The organism is Streptomyces sp. NPDC001070, assembly GCF_053598835.1.
This window is the reverse complement of the sequence record NZ_JBSFLB010000016.1, coordinates 1-21,927: the sequence shown is the minus strand read 5'-3', so window position 1 is coordinate 21,927 and position 21,927 is coordinate 1. Positions and strand designations below refer to the sequence as shown.

The following is a 21,927-nucleotide window of genomic DNA, read 5'->3' as shown; positions in this document are numbered from 1 at the left end:
ACTCCCGCAGGGGCCGCCGTTGTCGGTGGCCGCCCCTGGATTCACGGCCATGGCGATGATCCCCCACCAACTCCCGAAGCCGGCCCAGGACCCGACGGGCCGGTCCCTGGGCCTCGACCTGCCGCCCGGCACTCTCGTGGACGGGACGGACGACGGCCCCTGGCCCGAACCGCTGGTCTGGCACGCGGACGGACCCGCCGCGCCCGACGCGTGGGAGCGACTCCTCCCGGCGCGGATGACGGCGGGACTGCACCCGGTGCTGCTCGCCATGGATCCCGCGATGCCCGCCACCCGGGAGCTGAGCCCCGCGACGACGACCTACCCCGGCGACCACGACGCCGACGAGGTCCTCGCCGATTCCTGGGGCTTCGCGGACGGGGAGGACTTCGACGAGGACGACGCGGACCTGGTCGCCCCCTTCGGCAGGACGTGGCCCGGCCTCGCGCCCGCGCGGGAGTTCGAGGCCGACCCGGACGCCAGGGCGGCCGAGGTCGCCGCGTCCGTCGTCGGGGCGGGATGGCTCAAGGCCCCCCGAGCAGCCCTCGTTCCCGCCCGGCGCAGCGCCGACGTCCCCGCGGCCATGGGCTGGACGGGGCCCCTCAACCACGAGAACGACGTGGCCCGGCTCTGCGCCGTCCTGCGCTCCTGGGAGGACCGCTTCGGCGTCCGGGTCGTGGCCCTCACTTTCGACATGCTCGTCCTGTCCGTGGCCGCACCCCCGGCCACCCCCGAGGAGGCCGAGGCCGTGGCGGCCGAGCATCTCGCGTTCTGCCCGGACAACATCACCCAGGGCTGCGGCTCGCTCCGCGACTACGCCAAGTCCCCGATGGACACGGCCTGCTGGTCCTTCTGGTGGGACCAGGCCCCGGCCCGCAGGTGCGGGTGTCCTTCCCCGCGGTGGAAGGACACCCCCGAGACGGCCCGGTCAGGGAAGCTCAGCGGCGGTAGTGCCGCTCGTCCCAGCGGTGGTGGCCGTGACCCCAGTGGTGACGGTGGTGGCGGTGGTACCAGCGGTGGTGGTGGCGGCCGTGCCGGTGGTACCAGCGGCCGTCGCGACCGTGGTCACGGCGGAACTCGTCGCCCCGGTCACGGTCACCGCCATACCGGAACTCGTCGTCCCGGTCACGGTCACCGCCATACCGGAACTCGTCGCCCCGGTCACGGTCACCGCCATACCGGAATTCGCCGCCTCGGTCGTTCGTCGCCTGGTTGGCGTGCGACGTCGCCGCCGGTGGCGGCGCTGCGGCGCTGGCCGCACCGGCGCCGCCCAGCAGGACGGCGGCCGCGACACCCAGCGCGGCGGCGAATCGGGGAATCCGCATCGCGGTTCTCCTTTCACGGCGGAGGCCCTTGTGCCTCCGCCTGCTGTGGACTTGCTGATGATTTCCCACCGACATCAGCCGTTAAGTCCGGATCGCCACCAAAGACACTTGATGTAATGAAATGCCGGAAAGCCCGGAACCGGGGACTCCGTATCGGCGTCTCGCGCGCGATCATCTGAAGGCAGGCGGGCGTACGGGCGGGAAGATCACCCGCCCCCTGTCCTTCGGCAGCTCACCGCCCCGGCTGCAGGCCCGGGGCGCATGATCACTCCTCTGCCGCCGATCTCGTCCCGCCGGCGGCCACCGGCCGTCGCCTCACCTGCCGAACCGTCATCCCGTCGATCCGCGGGGGTGACCGGACCGCTCCCCGTGGTCCGCGGCATACGGGCGGGAACCCCGCGGCGGGGTCCGGCACCGGATCAGGCGGGGCGTCCCGGCCCTCCCGCCGACGGCGGCGGCGTTGAACGTACTCGCGTGCCCCGCGCGCCCGTTCGTCGCGGACGGCACCGTCAGAGGCCGCGCGCGACCTCCGTGGCCCAGTACGTCAGGATCAGCTGCGCACCCGCACGCCGGATCGAGGTCAGGGTCTCCATGATCGCCCGGTCCCGGTCGATCCAGCCGCGCTCGACGGCCGCCTCGACCATCGCGTACTCACCGCTGATCTGGTACGCCGCCACCGGCACGTCCACCGACTCGGCGACCTTCGTCACCACGTCCAGGTACGGCAGCGCGGGCTTCACCATCACCATGTCGGCGCCCTCGGCGATGTCCAGCGCCAGCTCGCGCATCGACTCCCGAAGATTGGCCGGGTCCTGCTGGTACGTCTTGCGGTCGCCCTTCAGCGACGACCCCACCGCCTCACGGAACGGCCCGTAGAACGCCGAGGCGTACTTCGCCGTGTAGGCCAGCACGGACACGTCCTGGTGCCCGGCGGCGTCCAACGCACCCCGGATCACCCCGACCTGGCCGTCCATCATGCCGCTCGGGCCCACCACGTGGACGCCGGCCTCGGCCTGGACACGGGCCATCTCGGCGTACCGCTCCAGCGTCGCGTCGTTGTCCACCCGGCCCTCGGCGTCCAGCACGCCGCAGTGGCCGTGGTCGGTGTGCTCGTCCAGGCACAGGTCGGACATGACCACCAGGGCGTCGCCGACCTCGCTGACGACGTCGCGGATCGCCACCTGCAGGATCCCGTCGGGGTCCGTGCCGGGCGTCCCCACGGCGTCCTTCTTCTCGTCCAGCGGCACGCCGAAGAGCATGATCCCGCCCACGCCCGCCGCGGCCGCCTCGACGGCGGCCTTGCGGAGGGTGTCACGGGTGTGCTGGACGACGCCGGGCATGGAGGAGATCGGCACGGGCTCGTCGATGCCCTCGCGCACGAAGACCGGGAGAATCAGCTCGGCGGGGTGCAGCCGCGTCTCCGCGACGAGCCGGCGCATCGCGGGCGTCGTACGCAGCCGGCGCGGCCTCGTACCGGGGAACTGACCGTATCCGCTTCCGCCCACCACCGTGCCGCACCTCTCTCCGTCGCCGCGCGCTTCCGCGTCCACGGTACGCCCGCCCGGACCGTGCACATGCCGACCGGATGTCGGCCCGTACAACGACGCGCCCCCGACCCCATCAGGGGCCGGGGGCGCGACGATCGGCAGCAGGTCCCGTCAGACCCGGGCCCGGCGCCGCGAGCCGGGGCGGCGCTCGCTGGGCCGCGTCACGGGGTCGCCCGCCGCGATCGCCGCCTCACGCCGCCGGACACCGAAGTCCGCCAGCGCCTGCGCCAGCGCGTGCACGGACGGCTCCGGCGCCATGACGTCCACCCGCAGTCCGTGCTCCTCCGCCGTCTTGGCGGTCGCCGGCCCGATGCAGGCGATCACGGTGACGTTGTGCGGCTTCCCGGCGATGCCGACCAGGTTCCGCACCGTGCTGCTCGACGTGAACAGCACCGCGTCGAACCCGCCGCCCTTGATCGCCTCCCGCGTCTCCGCCGGCGGCGGCGACGCCCGCACGGTCCGGTAGGCGGTCACGTCGTCGACCTCCCAGCCGAGCTCCACGAGTCCCGCCACCAGCGTCTCCGTGGCGATGTCGGCCCGCGGCAGGAAGACCCGGTCGATCGGGTCGAAGACGGGGTCGTACGGCGGCCAGTCCTCCAGCAGGCCCGCGGCCGACTGCTCGCCGCTCGGCACGAGGTCCGGCTTCACGCCGAACTCCACCAGCGCCCGGGCCGTCTGCTCGCCCACCGCCGCGACCTTTATCCCGGCGAAGGCACGCGCGTCGAGCCCGTACTCCTCGAACTTCTCGCGGACGGCCTTGACCGCGTTCACCGAGGTGAAGGCGATCCACTCGTACCGGCCGGTGACGAGGCCCTTCACCGCGCGCTCCATCTGCTGCGGGGTGCGCGGCGGTTCCACCGCGATCGTGGGCACCTCGTACGGCACGGCACCGTAGGACCGCAACTGGTCGGAGAGGGACGCGGCCTGCTCCTTGGTGCGCGGGACGAGCACCTTCCAGCCGAACAGCGGCTTGGTCTCGAACCAGGAGAGCAGTTCGCGCTGCGTGGTCGGCTCGCCGACCACGGCTATCGCCGCGATCGGGCCCTCCGGGGTGGGCAGCGCCTTGGTCGCCTTCAGCTCGGCCGCGATCGTCGACAGCGTGGCGGTCCACGTGCGCTGCCGGGTCGTCGTGCCGGCGACCGTGACGGTCAGCGGCGTGTCGGGCTTGCGGCCGGCGGAGACCAGCTCCGCCGCGTTCGCGGCGACGGTCTGAAGGGTGGTGGAGACGACGAGGGTCGCGTCGCTCGCGCCCGCCTCGCTCCAGCAGCGCCCGGACGCGGTCGGGGCGTCCACGAACCGCACGTCGCCGCTGAGCGGCACGCCGGCGTACGCGGGCACGCCCACGGCCGCGGCGACGCCCGGCACGACCTCGAAGGGGATGCCGGCCTGTGCGCAGGCGAGCATCTCGGCGGCGGCCGCGGGGTCCAGTCCGGGGTCGCCGGCGATCGCACGGACGACCCGCTTGCCGGTGCGCGCGGAGGCCGTGAAAAGCTTTGCCGCGGCGGCCGAAGGACTCAACTCCTCGTCGGCTCCGCCCGGCTGCGCCGTGTCCACGCCCGGCCGGGCGTGCGTTCGTACGACGTCCAGCACGTGCTGGTCGCCGACCAGGACATCGGCGTGGGCGAGCGCCTCGACGGCGCGCAGGGTCAGCAGCCCGGGATCACCGGGCCCGGCACCGAGGAAGGTGACGTGCCCGAGGACGGAACGCGGTGTACCGGCGGTGCCGGCGTCGCCCGCGGTTCCGGGCCGTCCGGCCGGGCCCGCCGGCCCGGCGCCGGTGTCGGCTGCGGTGGTGTTGGTCGCTGCGGCGGCGGTGGGGCTCAAAGTGCGCGCTCCCCCATAAGACCGGCCGCGCCCTTGGCGAGCATCTCGTCGGCGAGTTCGCGGCCGAGGGCCACGGCTTCGTCCCGGGATGCGGGGGTCGGACCGGTGATGGACATCTGCACCAGCGTGGAGCCGTCGGTGGTCCCGACGACACCGCGCAGGCGCAGCTCGGTGATGTGCCCGTCCGCGACGGGGTCGGCCAGCGCGCCCACGGGCGCGGAGCAGCCGGCCTCCAGGGCGGCGAGCAGTGCGCGCTCGGCGGTCACGGCGGCCCGGGTGAACGGGTCGTCGAGCTCGGCGAGCACGGAGGCGAGCCCTGCGTTGTCCGCAGAGCACTCGACGGCCAGCGCCCCCTGTCCGGGAGCGGGCAGCACGACGTCGGAGGAGATCAGCTCGGTGGCCTCCGCGAGGCGGCCCAGCCGGCTGAGTCCGGCGGCGGCGAGGACGACGGCGTCGAGGTCGCCTGAGGCAACATATCCGATGCGCGTGTCGACATTGCCACGGATCGGCACGGTCTCGATCCGCACCCCCATCGAGCGGGCCCAGGCGTTGAGCTGCGCCATGCGGCGCGGCGAGCCGGTGCCGACGCGGGCGCCCCGCGGGGAGGCGGCCAGCTGCTCGAAGGTGAGGCCGTCGCGCGCGATCAGCACGTCGCGCGGGTCCTCGCGGAGCGGGATCGCGGCGAGGGTCAGGCCCTCGGGGTCTGCGGTCGGCAGGTCCTTGAGGGAGTGGACGGCGAAGTCGATCTCGCCCCCGAGCAGCGCGTCGCGCAGCGCGGAGACGAAGACGCCGGTGCCGCCGATCTGCGCCAGGTGCTCGCGCGAGACGTCGCCGTAGGTCGTGATCTCCACCAGCTCCACGTCGCGGCCGGTGAGCCGGCGGACCTGGTCGGCGACCATGCCGGACTGGGCCATCGCCAGCGCGCTGCGCCGGGTTCCCAGTTTCAGTGCGGTTGGGCTCGTCATGCCCGCCCTCGATTCGAGTCACTCGTTGCTGAAGCAGCCGACGCAGCCGGCGAGGCGGCCGTGGCAGCGGGGGGGATCACCGGCGTGCCCGGTGAGTCGGCCCTGCTGACCGCGGCGACCGCCTGGGGGTCCAGGTCGAACAGTTCGCGCAGCGCGTCAGCGTACCCGGCGCCGCCGGGCTCGCCCGCGAGCTGCTTGACCCGCACAGTAGGCGCGTGCAGGAGCTTGTCGACGACGCGGCGCACGGTCTGGGTGACCTCCGCGCGCTGCCGTTCGTCCAGGTCGGGGAGGCGCCCGTCGAGGCGGGTCAGCTCGGAGGCGACGACATCGGCGGCCATGGCGCGCAGGGCGACGACGGTCGGCGTGATGTGCGCGGCGCGCTGGGCGGCGCCGAAGGCGGCCACCTCAGCGGAAACGATCTTTCGCACCTCGTCGACGTCGGCGGCCATCGGGGCGTCGGCGGCGGCCGCGGCGATGGTCTCCAGGTCGGTGACGTGGGCGCCGTCCAGCGAGTGCACCAGCGGGTCGATGTCGCGCGGCAGGGCCAGGTCGAGCATCCCGATGGGCGCGACGGGCTCGCCGTCGGAGCGCAGGGCCCGGGAGAGCGTGGCACGGGCGACGGTGTCGGCGCCGAGCACCAGTCCGGTCGCCCCGGTGCAGGAGACGACGATGTCGGCGTAGGCCAGCTCGCCCGCCAGGTCGTCCATGGACGCGGCGCGGCCGCCGACGCTCTCGGCGAGGCGCTGGGCGCGCTCGTACGTCCGGTTGACGACCACGATCTCGCCGGCCCCCGCGCGGGCGAGGGTGGTCGCGGCGAGCGAGCTCATCGAGCCGGCGCCGACGACCAGGGCGCGCTTGCCCTTGCCCCACTCCTCGAAGGGGGCACCGCCGACGGCCTGCGCCATCTGCTCCAGGCCGAAGGTGACCAGCGACTGCCCGGCCCGGTCGATCCCGGTCTCGGAGTGGGCGCGCTTGCCGACCCGCAGGGCCTGCTGGAACAGGTCGTTCAGGGAGCGGCCCGCGGTGTGCAGCTCCTGGCCGAGGCCCAGGGTGTCCTTGAGCTGGCCGAGGATCTGGCCCTCGCCGACGACCATGGAGTCCAGGCCGCAGGCGACCGAGAACAGGTGGTGGACGGCCCGGTCCTCGTAGTGCACGTACAGGTGCGGGGTCAGCTCGTCGAGGCCGACACCGCTGTGCTGGGCGAGCAGGGTGGACAGCTCCGCGACCCCGGCGTGGAACTTGTCGACGTCCGCGTACAGCTCGATGCGGTTGCAGGTGGACAGCACCGCGGCCTCGCTGGCGGGCTCGGCGGCCAGTACGTCCAGCAGCAGCTTGCTCTTGGTGTCCTCGCCCAGCGTCGCCCGCTCCAGGACGCTGACGGGGGCGGTGCGGTGGCTCAGCCCGACGACGAGAAGGCTCATGCCGGCATCACGGCGGGGACGTCCCCGTCAGGTCCGGGACGACGGCCGCCGTCGCGGACCGCCTTGGCCGCCACCGGGGGCGCCGCGAGGCTGCCCTCCAGCTCCTCGCCGGCCTTCCGCTGCTCGTGGAAGGCGAGGATCTGCAGCTCGATGGAGAGGTCGACCTTGCGGACGTCGACCCCGTCGGGGACGGTCAGCACGGTCGGGGCGAAGTTGAGGATCGAGGTGACCCCGGCGCCCACCAGGCGGTCGCAGACCTCCTGGGCGGCCCCGGCCGGCGTGGTGATCACACCGATCGACACGTGGTTGTCCTGGACGATGTCCTCCAGCTCGTCCGCGTGCCGCACGGGCAGGCCGGCGATGGGCCGGCCGGTGAGCTGTGCGTCCGCGTCGATGAGCGCGGCGATGCGGAAACCGCGGGAGGCGAAGCCGCCGTAGTTGGCGAGCGCGGCGCCGAGGTTTCCCATTCCGACGATCACGACCGGCCAGTCCTGCGTGAGGCCCAGCTCACGGGAGATCTGGTACACGAGGTACTCGACGTCGTAGCCGACACCGCGGGTCCCGTACGAGCCGAGGTAGGAGAAGTCCTTGCGGAGCTTGGCGGAGTTCACTCCGGCGGCCGCCGCGAGTTCCTCCGACGACACCGTGGGCACCGAGCGCTCGGAGAGCGCGGTCAGGGCCCGCAGGTACAGCGGGAGCCTGGCGACGGTGGCCTCGGGAATCCCTCGGCTGCGGGTCGCCGGTCGGTGAGTTCGGCCAGTTGCCACGATGCTCCTGCGGGTAGAGCTGGGCTGCGGGCGGCACCCGTCATTGGGACCGCCCCGTGCACGCCAGGCTATGTCTTTGTGAACGCGTGCACAAAGATGGTGTCCGATTTGCCCCGGGGAAGTGACCGGCATCACGCACCCCCATTGGGGACATAAGAAACCATCTGCTGCGACGGAACGTTCCGCGCGGGCGCGCGGTCGGCGCCCCGCCGCCCCACCCACAGGGCGTCCGCTCCCGCCAGGTGCGGCCATTCGACGCCCTCCGCACGTGCCAGCGCCCGCTCGGCCTGCGCGGGGCCGTGCGGGTGGTCCTGGACGTACGAGGCGAACAGCCGGGCCGTCGTGCGCGCGTCCCCCAGCGCCGTGTGCGCGGTCCAGCCGGCCAGCCCGGCCGCCTCGGCGCACGCCAGCAGGCTCAGCCCGCCCGGTGCGGGCTCGCGCAGCGCGGCCATCCGCATCGTGCACAGCTCGGGCACGGCGGGGAACGCCACCCCGAGCCGGCCGTACTCGGCGGCCAGGAACGCGCGGTCGCAGCCGACGTTGTGCCCCACCAGCACCCGGCCGCGCAGCAGCCCCAGCAGCCTCGGGGCGATCTGCCCGAACAGCGGCGCGCCGGCCGCCTCCACATGGCGGGACTCGATGCCGTGGATGTGGGTGGGACCGACCGGCCCCTCGGGGTCGACGAGGGTGGAGAACTCGCCCTCCGGCTCGAAGTCGCCGTCGAGCAGCACCACGGCCAGCTCGACCACCCGGTGGCGCCGCGAACTGGAACCGGTGGCCTCCACGTCGACCACGGCGTAGCCGCCGCGCGCCAGAAGCCTGCCCGGGAGCACGCAGTCACCGTCCTTACTCACGCACCCCCGCTGCACACAAAACGCCTTGATGGTAAACGAGCACCCGCGTCCAGAGGAACACGCGCAAATCGCCCACCTGTCGCACCAGCGGTCTCAGGCGCCCAGACCGCGGCGCAGCCGGCCCTCGTCGACACGCCAGAAGGTGTGCTGTTCCCCGTCGATGAGGACGACCGGAATCTGCTCCCAGTACATGCGGTGCAGCTCCTCGTCCCGAGTGATGTCCATCTCCTCGAACCGCGCGCCGAGCTCTCCGACGACCTTGCGGATCACGGTCCGTGCGTCGTCGCACAGGTGACAGCCGGGCTTGGCGATCAGCGTGACCGTCCGATCGGCTGGATTTTTCGGGGCATTACGGGCATCGCGTCCGAACAGGGGGCTCATGCCGGCCATTCTGCCTCCGTCAACTCCTGGCGCGCAGTAACACCCTCGTCGCGAGGAGTTCATTCACCTGCTCCATCGGAGCACCGGAAGTGCCCAACGGACTGGCTATGCTCGCCCCATGGCCGCTCTGCGATGGCTCACCCCCCGTAAGCGCTCCGCCACTGCGCGCAGCGTGCTGGCCGGCGAGGCCGCGGCGGAGGCCGCGCTCGCGGCACCCGCGGAGAAGACGGACGACGGGGCGGGCGCCCCCGAGTTCCCGGTGGTCGGCGATCCGCGCGCGGCCGCCTTCTTCGACCTGGACAACACCGTGATGCAGGGTGCCGCGATCTTCCACTTCGGACGCGGCCTGTACAAGCGGAAGTTCTTCCAGAGCCGCGACCTCGCGCGCTTCGCGTGGCAGCAGGCGTACTTCCGGATCGCCGGGTCCGAGGACCCCGAGCACATGCAGGAAGTGCGGGAGAGCGCGCTCACGATCATCAAGGGGCACCGCGTCGAGGAGCTCATGTCGATCGGCGAGGAGATCTACGACGAGTACATGGCGGACAAGATCTGGCCCGGCACCCGCGCGCTCGCCCAGGCCCACCTGGACGCCGGGCAGCGGGTCTGGCTGGTGACCGCCGCGCCGGTCGAGACCGCCACGATCATCGCCCGCAGGCTCGGCCTCACCGGCGCCCTCGGCACCGTCGCCGAGCACCTCGACGGCGTCTACACCGGCCGGCTGGTGGGCGAGCCGCTGCACGGCCCGTCCAAGGCCGAGGCCGTCAAGGCGCTCGCCGCGGCCGAGGGACTCGAACTCTCTCGCTGCGCCGCGTACAGCGATTCGTCGAACGACATCCCGATGCTGTCGCTCGTCGGACATCCATATGCGATCAATCCTGATAGCCGTCTGCGCAAACACGCGCGCGAAAAGGGCTGGCGGCTGCGCGATTACCGTACGGGCCGCAAGGCGGCGAAGATCGGCATCCCGGCGGCCGCCGGCGTGGGCGCCGTGGCGGGCGGCGCGGCCGCCGCGATGGCCCTGCAACGCCGCCGTCGCTAGGGGCACGGGCGACACGCCCGGGTCCCCCTCTGGCGCCCCGTCAGTTCACAGTGAGCCACACAGCCACAACACGCTCTCCACGCGAGCATTTCACGACGCAATGTGGTCAACACCGTTTCGATGTTCGATAATTGCTCGATCATCATTCCGCCAGAGAGTGGGCGGAACCGACGATTTCAGCAACTCGGTGTAGCGTCGCCTGTACGAAGCGTTATTCTCCTCAGACGCAAGCCGGTACCCACACGTCCCTACGACGGGTGAACGGTTCCGTACTGCACGTGATGGAAGTTCTGCCTCTGGGAGTCCCGTGTACCCACACACCGGGGTTGACGCCTCTGGCCTGGCTACGCTGCGCGCACTGGTGGCTGAGCACCTGCTGCGCGTCGTCCCCGCGTACGCCGTGCCCGTCCACGCACTCGCCACAGCGGCAGCGCCCGCCGGCCGCGCCTACGCGCTGGCCGACGGCCGGGCCACGGTCAGCAGACGGACCCGCAGCACCTCGCAGGCCGACCGGCCCACGGGCGCCGCCGCGCGCCGCCCCGCGGCCGACAGCGACAGCGGGCGCATGATGGACCTGGTCGAACGCGCCCAGGCCGGCGAGACCGAGGCCTTCGGGCGCCTCTACGACCACTACTCCGACACGGTCTACCGCTACATCTACTACCGGGTCGGGGGCAAGGCGACCGCCGAGGACCTCACCAGTGAGACCTTTCTGCGCGCCCTGCGCCGCATCGGCACCTTCACCTGGCAGGGCCGCGACTTCGGCGCCTGGCTGGTCACCATCGCGCGCAACCTGGTGGCCGACCACTTCAAGTCCAGCCGCTTCCGGCTGGAGGTGACCACCGGGGAGATGCTCGACGCCAACGAGGTCGAGCCGAGCCCGGAGGACTGCGTCCTGGAGGCGCTGTCCAACGAGTCACTGCTCAAGGCCGTCCGCAAGCTCAACCCCCAGCAGCAGGAGTGCGTGACCCTGCGCTTCCTGCAGGGGCTCTCGGTGGCGGAGACGGCCCGCATCATGGGAAAGAACGAAGGCGCGATCAAGACCCTGCAGTACCGGGCCGTACGGACCCTCGCCCGGCTGCTTCCCGACGACGCGCGATGAGCGCGATGGATGGATCTTCATCTTGCGACTGCCTCCACGGTCCGATCATCATGACCGCGTAACCCAAGTCGGGCGGCACTCGTTGCATCACATGCGGACCCCCCAATGCCGTGCCCTGCCCGCTTCCGATCACTCGATCGGGTGGAAAGGCTCAAGGTGCACAACCTTGAAGGCACTACGGGGAGTCGAGGTGGATGACGAGAGGAGGTGCCGCCCGTGATCGCGAATCCAACGGCGCACCGGCGGGCTAACGCCTTCGCCGACGCCCTCGAGGGCGAAGGCCCCCAGACGGGCGCCGGCGTGCAGCACGGCGCCCACGCCGCGGACCGGCATGCGGATCCGGACCAGGGAAGGCTCCTGGTCCTGGCCGACGCCCTGCAGGACGTGCCGCGGCCGACGCTGGATCCGGAGACCAAGACGGTCCAGCGTGCCCAGTTGATCGCCGCCATGGAGGCCGCCCTCGCCGACGGCACCCTGACGGTTCCCGGACAGCGTGACGGCGGCCGGGGCGCACACCGCGCCGGCGGCCGCGGTCTCGGCAAACTCAGGCCACGCTCCGCGTGGTCGCGCAGGCTCGCCGCCGGCGGCCTCTCCGTGGGCGTGGCGGCCGGTGCCCTCGGCGGGGTCGCCGCCGCGAGCACGAACGCACTGCCCGGCGACACCCTCTACGGCCTCAAACGGGGCATGGAGGACATGCGTCTCAACCTCGCCGACGACGACGCCGACCGAGGCAAGGTCTACCTCGACCTCGCCTCCACCCGGCTCCAGGAGGCCCGTCGCCTCATGGAGCGCGGCCGGGGCGGCGAGCTCGACGACGAGTCCGTAGGCGAGATCCGCAAGGCCCTGTCGGGCATGCAGCAGGAGGCCTCGGAGGGCCACCGGCTGCTCGCCGCCGCGTACCGCAGGGACGGATCGCTGCAGCCGATCGAGACGCTCTCCGCGTTCTCCAGCAGCCACCGCAAGGGCTGGACGGAGCTGCGCGGCCGGCTGCCCTCCCGGCTCAACGACGTCGGCAACAAGGTCACCTCCGTCTTCGACGCCATAGAGGACGAAGTGGCCCCGCTGCAGAAGCTGCTGCCGCCCTCCACCGGCTCCGGCCACGGCGACGGACGGGGCAGGACCGGCAGCGGCGACCGCTCCGCGAGCGGCACCCGGGGGCCCTCGCCCTCGATCAGCGGCTCCGCGAGCGGCTCGGCCGACGAGCGCGGCGGCGACAATGCCAGCCCGTCGGCGTCCCGCGGTTCCGAGAACGGCCTCATCGGCGGCACAGGCGATCTGCTCGACCCCTCGCCGACGGGCAGTACCTCCGGCGGTACCGACGGCACCCAGCCGTCCGTCACGCTCCCGCCGCTGCTGCCAGGGCTGCTCCCCGGCCTCGGGCTCAACGCCGAGGACGACAGCCACAACTGAGCGCGGACAGCACGGCCGTGGGCCGGGGCGCCATGCCCCGGCCCACGGCCGTGCTCTGCTCGGACGACCCGACCGACCCGGTCGCCCGGTCGGTCGGGCCGGGCCGGCTCAGAAGAAGACCGAGCGGCGCTGCACCAGCAGCTTGTAGAGGGTGTGCTGGATGGTCTCGCGCACCTGGTCGGTCAGGTTGAAGACCAGCATCGGGTCCTCCGCCGCCTCCGGCGCGTAACCGTCCGTCGGGATCGGCTCGCCGAACTGGATCGTCCACTTCGTCGGCAGCGGCACCATCCCCAGCGGCCCCAGCCACGGGAAGGTCGGGGTCATCGGGAAGTACGGGAAGCCCAGCAGCCGTGCCACCGTCTTCGCGTTGCCGATCATCGGATAGATCTCCTCCGCGCCCACGATGGAGCACGGGACGATCGGCACCCCGGTCTTGAGCGCGGTCGCGACGAAACCGCCCCGCCCGAAGCGCTGCAGCTTGTACCGCTCGGAGAAGGGCTTCCCGAGCCCCTTGAAGCCCTCGGGCATCACACCGACGACCTCGCCGCGTTCGAGCAGCAACTGGGCGTCCTCCGCGCAGGCCAGGGTGTGCCCGGCCTTCCTTGCCAGCTCGTTGACGAGCGGCAGCACGAACACCAGGTCCGCGGCCAGCAACCGCAGATGCCGCCCCGCCGGGTGGTGGTCGTGGACGGCGACCTGCATCATCAGCCCGTCCATCGGCAGCGTCCCGGAGTGGTTGGCCACCACCAGGGCGCCGCCCTCGGCCGGGATGTTCTCGATGCCCTTCACCTCGACCCGGAAGTACGACTCGTACAGCGGCCGCAGCAGCGACATGAGCACCTGGTCGGTGAGCTCCTCGTCGTAGCCGAAGTCGTCGACCTCGTAGTCGCCGGTGACCCGGCGGCGCAGGAACGCCAGCCCGTGCGCCACCCGGCGCTCCCACGGGCCGCCCAGCAGCCGGTCGGCGGCGGAGCCGAGGGCGGCGACCAGCGGGCCGCCCGGGATGCCCGCCCGCGCCGTGGTGCCCTCGGGCGTCCCACCGGCACCACGGTCGTCCTCGGTGCCCGCAGACGCCGTCACGACGTCCTCGGCGCCGACCGCCTCCTCCGCGGCGCGTACGGTCCGCTCCTCCACGGGCAGCGCGGCCACGGCGTTCCCGGTGTCGCCGCCCGGCTTGCGGGCCGCGGCCCGACCGCGCGACCGCGGTGCCCCCCTCCGCGTCCGCGTGTCCTCGTCGAACGGGATGACCTTGGCGTCCGCCATGGTGCGATTCCTCCTCGCAGGAGTGCTCACGAGCTCAGTTCTCGGGGCTGCCCGCGGGGACCAGCGCGGCGAGCCGGTCGACGGCGGTGGCGAGCCTTTCGGGCGGAAGCAGACCGGGGCCGCGACTGCGGGCGAAGTCGCTGAAGGTCTCGGCAGTGGTGTACTTCGGGGTGAAGCCGAGAGTCTCGCGCATCTGCGTGGTGTCCACCACCCTGCCATGGGTGAGCAGCCGGATCTGCTCGCGCGAGAAGTCGGTGACGCCGGCGGTGCGCAGCATCTGCCCCACCCAGGTGACGGCGGGCAACAGCACCGGCACCGTGGGCTTCCCGAGCCGTCGCGCGCTCTGCGACAGCAGGAGTACCCCGTCACCGGCGATGTTGAACGTGCCGCTGTTGATCGTTCCGTTGCGCTCGTCCCGCAGGGCCAGCATCAGGACGTCGATGACGTCGTCCTCGTGGACGAACTGCAGCCGGGGGTCGTAGCCCAGCACGGTCGGCAGCACCGGCAGCGCGAAGTACTCCGCCAGCGGGGTGTCGGCCCGCGGGCCCAGGATGTTGGCGAACCGCAGAACCGATACGGCAACGTCCGGGCGACGGCGTGCGAAGCCGCGTACGTATCCCTCGACTTCGACCGCGTCCTTGGCGAAGCCCCCGCTGGGCAGCGACTTGGGCGGCATGGACTCGGTGAAGACCGCAGGATCGCGGGGCGCGGAGCCGTACACGCTGGTCGTGGACTTCACCACCAGACGGCGCACCGTCGGAGCCTTCTGGCAGGCACCGAGCAGCTGCATCGTGCCGATGACATTGGTCTCCTTGACCGCCGTCCGGCTGCTGCGGCCCGGCAGCGTGCCGCTGACGTCCATGTGGACGACGGTGTCCACCGAGTGCTCCGCGAGCACCTTCGCGATCATCGGGTGCCTGATGTCGGCACGGACGAACTCCGCCCCGCCCAGGTGGTGCCCGGGCGCCATGGCGTCGACTCCGATCACCCGGTCGACATCGGGGTCGCGCATCACACGCCGCACCAGCCGGCCGCCGAGCTGGCGGGCGACTCCCGTCACGAGCACCACTTTGCCCAAGATCAGCGCCTTCCCTCGCACCGCATGTACGCACCGTATCGGTTCGATGTTGCGCCGTGATGACGCTCGAACGTACGAGCATCGTCAAGGCGGCCCACTCGCCGGTCACTCCGTGGGCCAACCGGGCCACCCGGGGCGCCGCCTTCCGCGCCTACCCCGTCCCGGGAACGCCGCTGCCCTCCCGCCCCCACGGATCCGTGGGGGCGGGAGGGCAGCGAAAGTGCGACGCGTAGCTCGCTTACTTCTTGTTGCGACGCTGCACACGCGTCCGCTTCAGCAGCTTGCGGTGCTTCTTCTTGGCCATACGCTTGCGCCGCTTCTTGATGACAGAGCCCACGACTACCCTCGCTTCGTTTTCACTCGGTGCGGGGCGTCCGAGCCCACACGACCTACGTCGGCCAAGCCTACCCGCCCGGAAGCGCCGAGCATAAACCGAGGCAGTCGTCAGGCAGTTTCTCCCACCCCCACGTAGGACTCACGAAGATAGTCATGGACGGCCTGCTCCGGCACCCGGAAGGACCTCCCCACCCGGATCGCCGGCAGATGACCGCTGTGCACCAGCCGGTACACGGTCATCTTGGACACTCGCATCACCGCGGCGACCTCTGCCACGGTCAGGAACACGACCTCGTTGAGAGGCCTCTCGCTTGAAGCCATGACACACCTGAACCTTCCGCACATGACGGGCACCGGCTTCCCCTCCGGTGACTCCCTCTCGCACGTGCGCTCCTCCCCAGATTAGGTGCGGGTGATGCAAGTGGGGAAGAGGAGTAGCGATCGGTTGACTACTGTGACAGACACGCTCGATTGAGTACATAGCGCGTAAGCGGTCGGTAGTAATCGGACCGCACAGCGTCATCAAGCGGAACCACGACCGAGACCCTGCCCTCCGCCTCGGCCACGAAAACCGCGGGGTCGTCCGAATCCGCCAGCCCGATGGCCTCGATGCCCAGCTGACCTGCTCCGCAGACCCAGCCGTGGTCTCCCACCACGAGGCTCGGCAGCAGTCCCCCGCGTCCTGCCGCACCGGCCAGGGCGGCCCGAACCGGGAGCGGGGAGTGCGTGTGTACCGCCGGCGCACCACGGGCGCCCTCACCCGGCGCATCCCGGACCGTCGCGACGCCCCCTACGTACCAGAGGTTGTGCGTGCGTAGGCCGAATTGCGTCGTCATGTCGATACATCGGCCATGCGATGGGGTGAGGACGGGACATCCCGCCGCCGACAGGGCGGCCGCCAATCCGGCGTAGAAGCCGAGCAGGCGATGCGGGTGACCAGTACCGATGAGCACGGGCTCCCTGTGCTGCGCGGCCTGGCCCAGCCGGACGGCGAAGGCCTCGAGTCCCGCGAGGGTGCGGTCCGGGTCGATCACATCCTGCCCGGAGATGTGCCCCGGGTCAGGCGAAACCCCACATCGATCAGCCATCAACCGCAAGAGACCGGACTGCGTCCAGGGCCGCACCGGCTCCAGCCCCAGCGTCTGCCGCGGATCGCCCGCCACGAACAGCCGATAACTGCGCAGACTCTTCTCCCGCGGTGTCGCCACGACCCCCGCGATCCCCGCCCCCACCAGATGCGCGCGCAGCGCGGCAACACTCAGCACCCGCCGATCGTGTCCCCTGACACCCCCCTCACGTGCCGAAACGGCGCGAACGTCACTCCCGGGGGCGGCCGTTCGGTTCGGCAGCACCCCGCGGCCGCCTACGTACAATGCGGATGTACCGCGTGAAAGCGATGGGTGGTTCCCCGTGGCCGACACCTTCCCGGACGAGAGCCGGTTCGACTACATCGTCGTCGGAGCCGGATCCGCGGGATGTGTGCTCGCCGCCCGCCTCTCCCAGGACGAGGCGGCCCGCGTACTGCTCCTGGAGGCGGGTGGAGCCGACCGCCCGCCGGCCGTGGCCCTCCCCCCGGCCTGGCCAGGCCTGCTCGGCACCTGCCTGGACTGGGCGGACCGCACCGTGCCGCAGACCGAGACCGGCCTCGCCGTGCCGTGGCCCCGCGGCCGTGGCCTGGGCGGCAGCTCGGCGATCAACGCGATGAACTTCCTGCGCGGCCACCGCTCCGGCTACGACGCCTGGACCGCCGCCGGCGCCGAAGGCTGGGGCTGGGAGGACCTCCTCCCCTGCTTCCGGCGCAGCGAGAACCTCACCGGCGTCGCGGACCGCGACCCGGCACTGCGCGGCATGGACGGCCCGCTGCGGGTAGGCCCCGCCGTCGACCGCCACCCGGTCGCCCGGGACTTCCTGCGCGCCGCGGTCGAGACCGGGCACCGCGAGGCACACGACCTCGCCGGCGGCCTGGAGGAGGGGTTCGGCTGGGGCGACCTCAGCATCGCCGACGGCGTCCGGCAGGACGCCGCCACGGCCTACCTGCGCCCGTCACTGCACCGGCCCGGCCTCCACGTCGTGACCGGCGCGCTCGCACACCGGGTCCTCCTGGACGGCGACCGCTGCACGGGCGTGGAGTACGGCGTGGACGGCGAGGTGCGCACCGCGCGCCGCTCCCCGTCGGGGCAGGTCGTCCTGGCCGCCGGAGCGGTCGGCACCCCGCAGTTGCTGATGCTCTCCGGCATCGGCCCCCGCAACCACCTGCGCCGCTGGGACATCCCCACCGCCGTGCACCTGCCCGGGGTCGGCTCCCATCTGCTGGACCACGTGATCTCCGGCGTCGTCCACCGCGCCGCCCGTCCCGTCCCGCCCGGCACCAACAACCACGGCGAGGTCCAGGGGCTGATCCGCACCCACCCCGACGCGGCGGGCCCCGACGTGCAGTTGCAGTTCGTCGACGTCCCGGTGCGCGAGGAGAGCCTGCCGGGGCCCGCGACCGGTGAGGGCTGGACGATCACGGTCGCCCTCATGGCGCCCTGGAGCCACGGAACCGTCCGCCTCTCCGGCACCGCCCCCGGCGCACCCCCGCTCATCGACCCCCGCTACTACGCCGACATCCGCGACCTCGACGCCATGGTGCGGGGACTGCGCGCGGCGCGGGAGATCGCCGCCGCCCCCGCGCTCGCGCACTGGCGCGCCGAGGAGTTCCTGCCCGGCCCGGACGTCGACGGCGAAACGGCCCTTCGTGCCTACCTCTGCCGCAACCTGCGCTCCTACAGCCACTACGCCGGAACCTGCCGAATCGGCACCGACGCGCACGCCGTCGTCGACCCCGCCCTGCGGGTGCGCGGCGTGGACGGCCTCCGTGTCGCCGACGCCTCGGTCATGCCGAGCCTGGTCTCGGCCAACACCAACGCCACGGTCTACGCCGTCGCCGAACGGGCGGCGGAGCTCCTGCGCGCCGGCGCGTGACCTGCCGCGGCGCCGTGCCCCGAGCCTGCCGTCACATTCCCTCCCCCAGCCTTCGGCCGGGGAACCCCCACGCTGCGTTGCCGAATCGTCCGAGCAGCCCACGGCAAGGACGACTCTCCGCCTTGCGATGCACCGCACCTGCGGACTCCGAGCGGAGCCGGCGGAGTCGCGGGGCGCGCGAGGCCCGCCCTTCGGGCGGTGGTGCCACCTCCCGGCGAAGCCGGGGGAGCCAATGTCACGACGGGCCCTAGGGCAGCAGACCGTGCAGCGGGAACACCGCCCGGCGCGTCGCCAGGATCGCCTGGTCCAGCCGGTCCGCCGGGTCGTACCCCGCGTCGTGGAACCCGGTGAACGCCGCGTCCCGCCCGTCCGTCATGCGCAGCGGCCCCATCTGCCGCGTCCGGCGGTACACCTCCGCCCGCCACTCGTCGGGCGTCTCCGCCTCGGGCCGCACGGGCTGTCCCGCCGCGATCGCCACCAGGTGCGTCCAGGTCCGCGGCACGACGTCCACCACCGCGTAGCCGCCCCCGCCCAGGGCCAGCCAGCGGCCCTCGGTGTGCTCGTGGGCCAGGCCGTGCAGCGCCTCCGCCACCGCCCGCTGCGCGTCCACGCTCACCGCGAGGTGCGCCAGCGGATCCTCGAAGTGCGTGTCCGCGCCGTGCTGCGTCACCAGCACCTGCGGCCGGAAGGCCGCGATCAGCTCCGGCACCACCGCGTCGAAGGCCCGCAGCCAGCCCTCGTCCCCGGTGCCCGCGGGCAGCGCCAGGTTCACCGCGCCGCCCTCCGCGGCCGGCCCCCCGGTCTCCTCCGGCCAGCCGGTCTGCGGGAAGAGGGTGCGGGGATGCTCGTGCAGCGAGATCGTCAGCACCCGCGGGTCGTCCCAGAAGGCCGCCTGGACGCCGTCCCCGTGGTGCACGTCCACGTCCACGTACGCCACCCGCTCCGCGCCCAGCTCCAGCAGCCGGGCCACGGCCAGCGCGGCGTCGTTGTAGACGCAGAAGCCCGAAGCCATGCCGGGCATCGCGTGGTGCAGCCCGCCCGCGAAGTTCACCGCGTGCGTCACCTCGCCGCGCCACACCGCCTCGGCCGCGCCGACCGACTGGCCGGCGATCAGCGCGGAGACCTCGTGCATGCCCTGGAAGGCCGGGGTGTCCTCCGTACCGAGGCCGTACGCCAACTCCGTCATGCCCTTGGGATCGGCCGAGGCGCGCCGCACCGCCGCCACGTACTCCGCGTCGTGCACCAGCCGCAACGTCGAGTCGCCGGCCGCGGGTGCGGCGGCGACCTTCACCGCACGGTCCAGCCCGAAGGCCCGGACCAGCCCCATGGTCAGTGCGAGCCGCACCGGGTCCATCGGGTGCCCGGGGCCGAAGTCATAGCCCGTTACCTGCTCGTCCCACATCAGCTGTGCGCGGCCGCTCATGGTCGACACCGTATCGGGCGGGCTCCGCCCCGAACGAGCGGGCGTACAGCAGCGTCGCCGACACCAGCAGCATCGGCACCAGCATCGCCCCCCGGTAGCTCCAGGCGTCGCCGAGCGCGCCCACCAGCGGGGAGCCGACCAGGAAACCCACGTAGTTGAAGATGTTGAGCCGCGCGATCGCCGTGTCCGACGAGCCGGGGAAGAGCCGCCCGGCCGCCGCGAAGGTCTGCGGCACGATCACGCACAGCCCCAGGCCCAGCAGCGTGAAGCCCGCCATCCCCACCCACGCGCCCGGCGCGACCGCGACCACCGCGAAGCCCGCCGCCGCCACCAGCGCGCCGGCCCGCACCACCGGCGCCGCCCCGAAGCGCCGCACGCCCAGGTCGCCGACCGAACGGCCCAGGAGGGTGGTGACCATGTACACGTTGTACGGAACGGTCGCCAGCTGCTCGGAACTGCCGAGCACGTCCTGCAGGTACTTCGCGCTCCAGTTGGAGACCGTCGAGTCGCCGATGTAAGCGAACGACATCACCAGGCAGAGCGGCAGCAGCAGCCGCATCGCCACGGGGGCCGCGGCCGGGGAGTCCCGGGCGTCCCGCCCGCCCTGGGCGTCCCCCTTCTGGTCCACGTACCAGCGGCTGCCCCCCAGCGTCAGCGGGATCAGCACCGCCACCACCGGCCCGTACAGCACCGCCAGCGACAGATGCCAGTGCGCCCCCGTCCACGCCAGCGACGCCCCCAGGATCCCGCCGAGGCTGTACGCGGCGTGGAAGCCCAGCATGATGCTGCGCCCGTACGCACGCTGCAGGCTCACGCCGAGCATGTTCATCGACGCGTCCAGGGCACCGACGCATATCCCGAACACGGCCAGCGCCGCCGCCAGCTGCCACAGCGCGTCCCCGGCGCCGGCCCCCAGCAGCGCCAGGCACACCACTGGCTGCACCCAGCGCAGCACCACGCTCGGGCGCACCCGTTTCACCAGGTACTCGGTGGCGACGCTGCCGGCACCCGCCAGGACGGGTACCGCCGCCAGGAACACGGGCAGCAGCGCGTCACTGATGCCGTACCGATCCTGCAGGGCCGGAATCCGGGTCACCAGCAGCGCGAAGGCAGCACCCTGCGCGAAGAAACTGACGGCCAGCGAGGCCCGTCCATGACGCAATCCGCCGTCGATCCCCTCCATGAGCGAGCAGCGTAGGGCCGAAGGCTACGGACGGGTAGATCGATCACACGAAGAGTTTTCCGGGCAGCTCCGCCATCTCCGCGAACAGCTCCCGCGCGCCCGCCAGCTTCTCCGCCGGCGTCATCGCCGTGAAGCCGTACGCGTCCATCCCCGCCGCCACCGCGGCCCGCACCCCGAGCGGACTGTCCTCCACCACGGCGCACCGCTCCGGCGCCACACCCAAGGTGCGCGCCGCGTGCAGGAACAGGTCGGGCGCCGGCTTGCCGCGCCCCACGTCCTGAGCGCTGAAGATCCGCTCCTCGCCGAAGTGCCCGTACAGACCCGTCTTGCGCAGCGCCACCCGGATCCGCTCATGGCTGCCCGAGGAAGCCACGCAGTACGGAACGCCGTCCGCCGCCAGCTTCTCCAGCACCGTCGTCACACCCGGCACCGGCTCCAGCTCGCGCCGGAAGCCGTCGAAGACCCGCGCGTAGTACGTGGCGTCGAAGTCCTCCGGCAGCCGCCGCCCCGTGCGCTCCGCCACCAGATCGTGGACGCGGTGCATCGCCGAGCCCATGTAGTCGCGGATCGACTCCTCGTACGTGGTGGGGTGTCCCAGCTCCGTCAGCAGTCCCGCCAGGATGCGATTGGCGATCGGCTCGCTGTCCACGAGCACGCCGTCGTTGTCGAAGATGACCAGGTCGTAGCGCACCGCCCCACTGTAGTCGGGCGCCCGATCCGCCGGTCCCGGCTGAATCCGCCCGTCCGCCACCGCCGCACCCCGCCGCACCCGCCGGCGCCATCTCCGTGAACGGCCGTGCCCGCGTCGGCGGTTGGGCCCACGACGGCGACACGTACGAGGGCTCCGGCTACCGACACCCCGTCAACTGGGCCGGTGCCCCGGGGCAGTCACCGTCACGTGAACGCGAAAAAGCCTCAATCCCCGAGTCGAGACTCGGGGATTGAGGCTAATAATTGTTCGGCGGCGTCCTACTCTCCCACAGGGTCCCCCCTGCAGTACCATCGGCGCTGAAAGGCTTAGCTTCCGGGTTCGAAATGTAACCGGGCG

At 72.4% G+C, this 21,927-nt stretch carries 20 protein-coding genes, 1 rRNA gene and 1 pseudogene; 5 read left to right on the top strand and 17 right to left on the bottom strand.

Going from position 1 to position 21,927, the window contains the following annotated elements; genetic code table 11:
- Window positions 1-49: 49 nt before the first annotated feature.
- Window positions 50-847: pseudogene (locus ACWDAS_RS20370) on the top strand (DUF4253 domain-containing protein); the annotation flags it as partial.
- Window positions 848-935: 88 nt separating this feature from the next.
- On the opposite strand, the gene ACWDAS_RS20365 reads toward ACWDAS_RS20370, so the two are convergent.
- The 8 genes from ACWDAS_RS20365 to ACWDAS_RS20330 form a co-directional block, all read right to left on the bottom strand.
- The gene (locus ACWDAS_RS20365; RefSeq protein ID WP_450393050.1) at window positions 936-1,322 is read right to left on the bottom strand and encodes a hypothetical protein; all 387 of its coding nucleotides are present in this window, start codon (window positions 1,320-1,322) and stop codon (window positions 936-938) included.
- Between the two features lie 509 nt (window positions 1,323-1,831).
- Window positions 1,832-2,827, bottom strand: coding sequence for a porphobilinogen synthase (hemB, locus tag ACWDAS_RS20360; RefSeq protein WP_450393018.1), 996 nt, complete (start codon window positions 2,825-2,827; stop codon window positions 1,832-1,834).
- 153 nt (window positions 2,828-2,980) lie between these two features.
- Entirely contained in the window at window positions 2,981-4,693 is a 1,713-nt protein-coding gene (locus ACWDAS_RS20355; RefSeq protein ID WP_450392636.1) for a uroporphyrinogen-III synthase, read from the bottom strand.
- Window positions 4,690-5,658: a hydroxymethylbilane synthase gene (gene hemC, locus ACWDAS_RS20350; RefSeq protein ID WP_450392633.1), complete on the bottom strand. Its 969-nt coding sequence runs from the start codon at window positions 5,656-5,658 to the stop codon at window positions 4,690-4,692. Before hemC ends, ACWDAS_RS20355 begins: the two co-directional genes overlap by 4 nt.
- A complete protein-coding gene (locus ACWDAS_RS20345) occupies window positions 5,655-7,079 on the bottom strand; it encodes a glutamyl-tRNA reductase (protein ID WP_450392630.1) in 1,425 nt (474 codons plus the stop codon). Before ACWDAS_RS20345 ends, hemC begins: the two co-directional genes overlap by 4 nt.
- Entirely contained in the window at window positions 7,076-7,846 is a 771-nt protein-coding gene (locus tag ACWDAS_RS20340; RefSeq protein ID WP_450392627.1) for a redox-sensing transcriptional repressor Rex, read from the bottom strand. Before ACWDAS_RS20340 ends, ACWDAS_RS20345 begins: the two co-directional genes overlap by 4 nt.
- A gap of 131 nt (window positions 7,847-7,977) precedes the next feature.
- Entirely contained in the window at window positions 7,978-8,700 is a 723-nt protein-coding gene (locus ACWDAS_RS20335) for a 3'-5' exonuclease (protein ID WP_450392624.1), read from the bottom strand.
- A gap of 93 nt (window positions 8,701-8,793) precedes the next feature.
- Entirely contained in the window at window positions 8,794-9,090 is a 297-nt protein-coding gene (locus ACWDAS_RS20330; protein WP_450392622.1) for a glutaredoxin family protein, read from the bottom strand.
- 109 nt (window positions 9,091-9,199) lie between these two features.
- Between ACWDAS_RS20330 and ACWDAS_RS20325 the strand changes: the two genes are divergently transcribed.
- The 3 genes from ACWDAS_RS20325 (at window position 9,200) to ACWDAS_RS20315 (ending at window position 12,632) form a co-directional block, all read left to right on the top strand.
- Window positions 9,200-10,120, top strand: a complete 921-nt coding sequence (locus ACWDAS_RS20325) for an HAD family hydrolase (RefSeq protein WP_450392619.1) — start codon at window positions 9,200-9,202, stop codon at window positions 10,118-10,120.
- 307 nt (window positions 10,121-10,427) lie between these two features.
- Window positions 10,428-11,222, top strand: a complete 795-nt coding sequence (locus tag ACWDAS_RS20320; protein WP_450392616.1) for an ECF subfamily RNA polymerase sigma factor, BldN family — start codon at window positions 10,428-10,430, stop codon at window positions 11,220-11,222.
- A gap of 216 nt (window positions 11,223-11,438) precedes the next feature.
- Complete coding sequence (locus ACWDAS_RS20315) at window positions 11,439-12,632, top strand: DUF5667 domain-containing protein (RefSeq protein ID WP_450392613.1); 1,194 nt, start codon at window positions 11,439-11,441, stop codon at window positions 12,630-12,632.
- A gap of 108 nt (window positions 12,633-12,740) precedes the next feature.
- Here the strand turns inward: ACWDAS_RS20315 and ACWDAS_RS20310 are convergent, their stop codons facing one another.
- The 5 genes from ACWDAS_RS20310 to ACWDAS_RS20290 form a co-directional block, all read right to left on the bottom strand.
- On the bottom strand, window positions 12,741-13,895 hold the full coding sequence (locus ACWDAS_RS20310; RefSeq protein ID WP_450392610.1) for a lysophospholipid acyltransferase family protein: 1,155 nt from the start codon (window positions 13,893-13,895) through the stop codon (window positions 12,741-12,743).
- A gap of 34 nt (window positions 13,896-13,929) precedes the next feature.
- On the bottom strand, window positions 13,930-14,973 hold the full coding sequence (locus ACWDAS_RS20305; protein ID WP_450392607.1) for an NAD-dependent epimerase/dehydratase family protein: 1,044 nt from the start codon (window positions 14,971-14,973) through the stop codon (window positions 13,930-13,932).
- A 238-nt stretch (window positions 14,974-15,211) separates the two neighbouring features.
- The gene (locus ACWDAS_RS20300; RefSeq protein WP_003948845.1) at window positions 15,212-15,310 is read right to left on the bottom strand and encodes a 30S ribosomal protein bS22; all 99 of its coding nucleotides are present in this window, start codon (window positions 15,308-15,310) and stop codon (window positions 15,212-15,214) included.
- 107 nt (window positions 15,311-15,417) lie between these two features.
- Complete coding sequence (locus ACWDAS_RS20295) at window positions 15,418-15,630, bottom strand: helix-turn-helix domain-containing protein (protein ID WP_018558718.1); 213 nt, start codon at window positions 15,628-15,630, stop codon at window positions 15,418-15,420.
- A 128-nt stretch (window positions 15,631-15,758) separates the two neighbouring features.
- Window positions 15,759-16,574, bottom strand: coding sequence for a phosphatase (locus ACWDAS_RS20290; protein WP_450392604.1), 816 nt, complete (start codon window positions 16,572-16,574; stop codon window positions 15,759-15,761).
- A 145-nt stretch (window positions 16,575-16,719) separates the two neighbouring features.
- Here ACWDAS_RS20290 and ACWDAS_RS20285 point away from each other — a divergent pair, with 145 nt between their 5' ends.
- Window positions 16,720-18,273 (top strand): GMC family oxidoreductase, encoded by a 1,554-nt coding sequence (locus ACWDAS_RS20285; protein ID WP_450392602.1) that lies wholly within the window; start codon window positions 16,720-16,722, stop codon window positions 18,271-18,273.
- Between the two features lie 247 nt (window positions 18,274-18,520).
- Here the strand turns inward: ACWDAS_RS20285 and ACWDAS_RS20280 are convergent, their stop codons facing one another.
- The 4 genes from ACWDAS_RS20280 to rrf all read right to left on the bottom strand — a co-directional run.
- Window positions 18,521-19,696 carry an acetoin utilization protein AcuC gene (locus ACWDAS_RS20280; protein WP_450392599.1) on the bottom strand — a complete coding sequence of 392 codons (1,176 nt, stop codon included), beginning with the start codon at window positions 19,694-19,696 and terminating at the stop codon, window positions 18,521-18,523.
- Entirely contained in the window at window positions 19,647-20,879 is a 1,233-nt protein-coding gene (locus ACWDAS_RS20275; RefSeq protein ID WP_450392596.1) for an MFS transporter, read from the bottom strand. Before ACWDAS_RS20275 ends, ACWDAS_RS20280 begins: the two co-directional genes overlap by 50 nt.
- A 43-nt stretch (window positions 20,880-20,922) precedes the next feature.
- Window positions 20,923-21,570 carry an HAD family hydrolase gene (locus tag ACWDAS_RS20270; RefSeq protein WP_450392594.1) on the bottom strand — a complete coding sequence of 216 codons (648 nt, stop codon included), beginning with the start codon at window positions 21,568-21,570 and terminating at the stop codon, window positions 20,923-20,925.
- A 265-nt stretch (window positions 21,571-21,835) separates the two neighbouring features.
- A 5S ribosomal RNA gene (rrf, locus tag ACWDAS_RS20265) occupies window positions 21,836-21,927 on the bottom strand; the annotation flags it as partial.

Excerpts from the sequence above, each read along its gene's own strand:
- ACWDAS_RS20275 (WP_450392596.1), bottom strand. The coding sequence starts at position 20,879 with ATGGAGGGGATCGACGGCGGATTGCGTCATGGACGGGCCTCGCTGGCC.
- ACWDAS_RS20310 (WP_450392610.1), bottom strand. The coding sequence starts at position 13,895 with ATGGCGGACGCCAAGGTCATCCCGTTCGACGAGGACACGCGGACGCGG.
- ACWDAS_RS20280 (WP_450392599.1), bottom strand. The coding sequence starts at position 19,696 with ATGAGCGGCCGCGCACAGCTGATGTGGGACGAGCAGGTAACGGGCTAT.
- ACWDAS_RS20295 (WP_018558718.1), bottom strand. The coding sequence starts at position 15,630 with ATGGCTTCAAGCGAGAGGCCTCTCAACGAGGTCGTGTTCCTGACCGTG.
- hemC (WP_450392633.1), bottom strand. The coding sequence starts at position 5,658 with ATGACGAGCCCAACCGCACTGAAACTGGGAACCCGGCGCAGCGCGCTG.
- ACWDAS_RS20345 (WP_450392630.1), bottom strand. The coding sequence starts at position 7,079 with ATGAGCCTTCTCGTCGTCGGGCTGAGCCACCGCACCGCCCCCGTCAGC.
- ACWDAS_RS20330 (WP_450392622.1), bottom strand. The coding sequence starts at position 9,090 with ATGGCCGGCATGAGCCCCCTGTTCGGACGCGATGCCCGTAATGCCCCG.
- ACWDAS_RS20325 (WP_450392619.1), top strand. The coding sequence starts at position 9,200 with ATGGCCGCTCTGCGATGGCTCACCCCCCGTAAGCGCTCCGCCACTGCG.
- ACWDAS_RS20365 (WP_450393050.1), bottom strand. The coding sequence starts at position 1,322 with ATGCGGATTCCCCGATTCGCCGCCGCGCTGGGTGTCGCGGCCGCCGTC.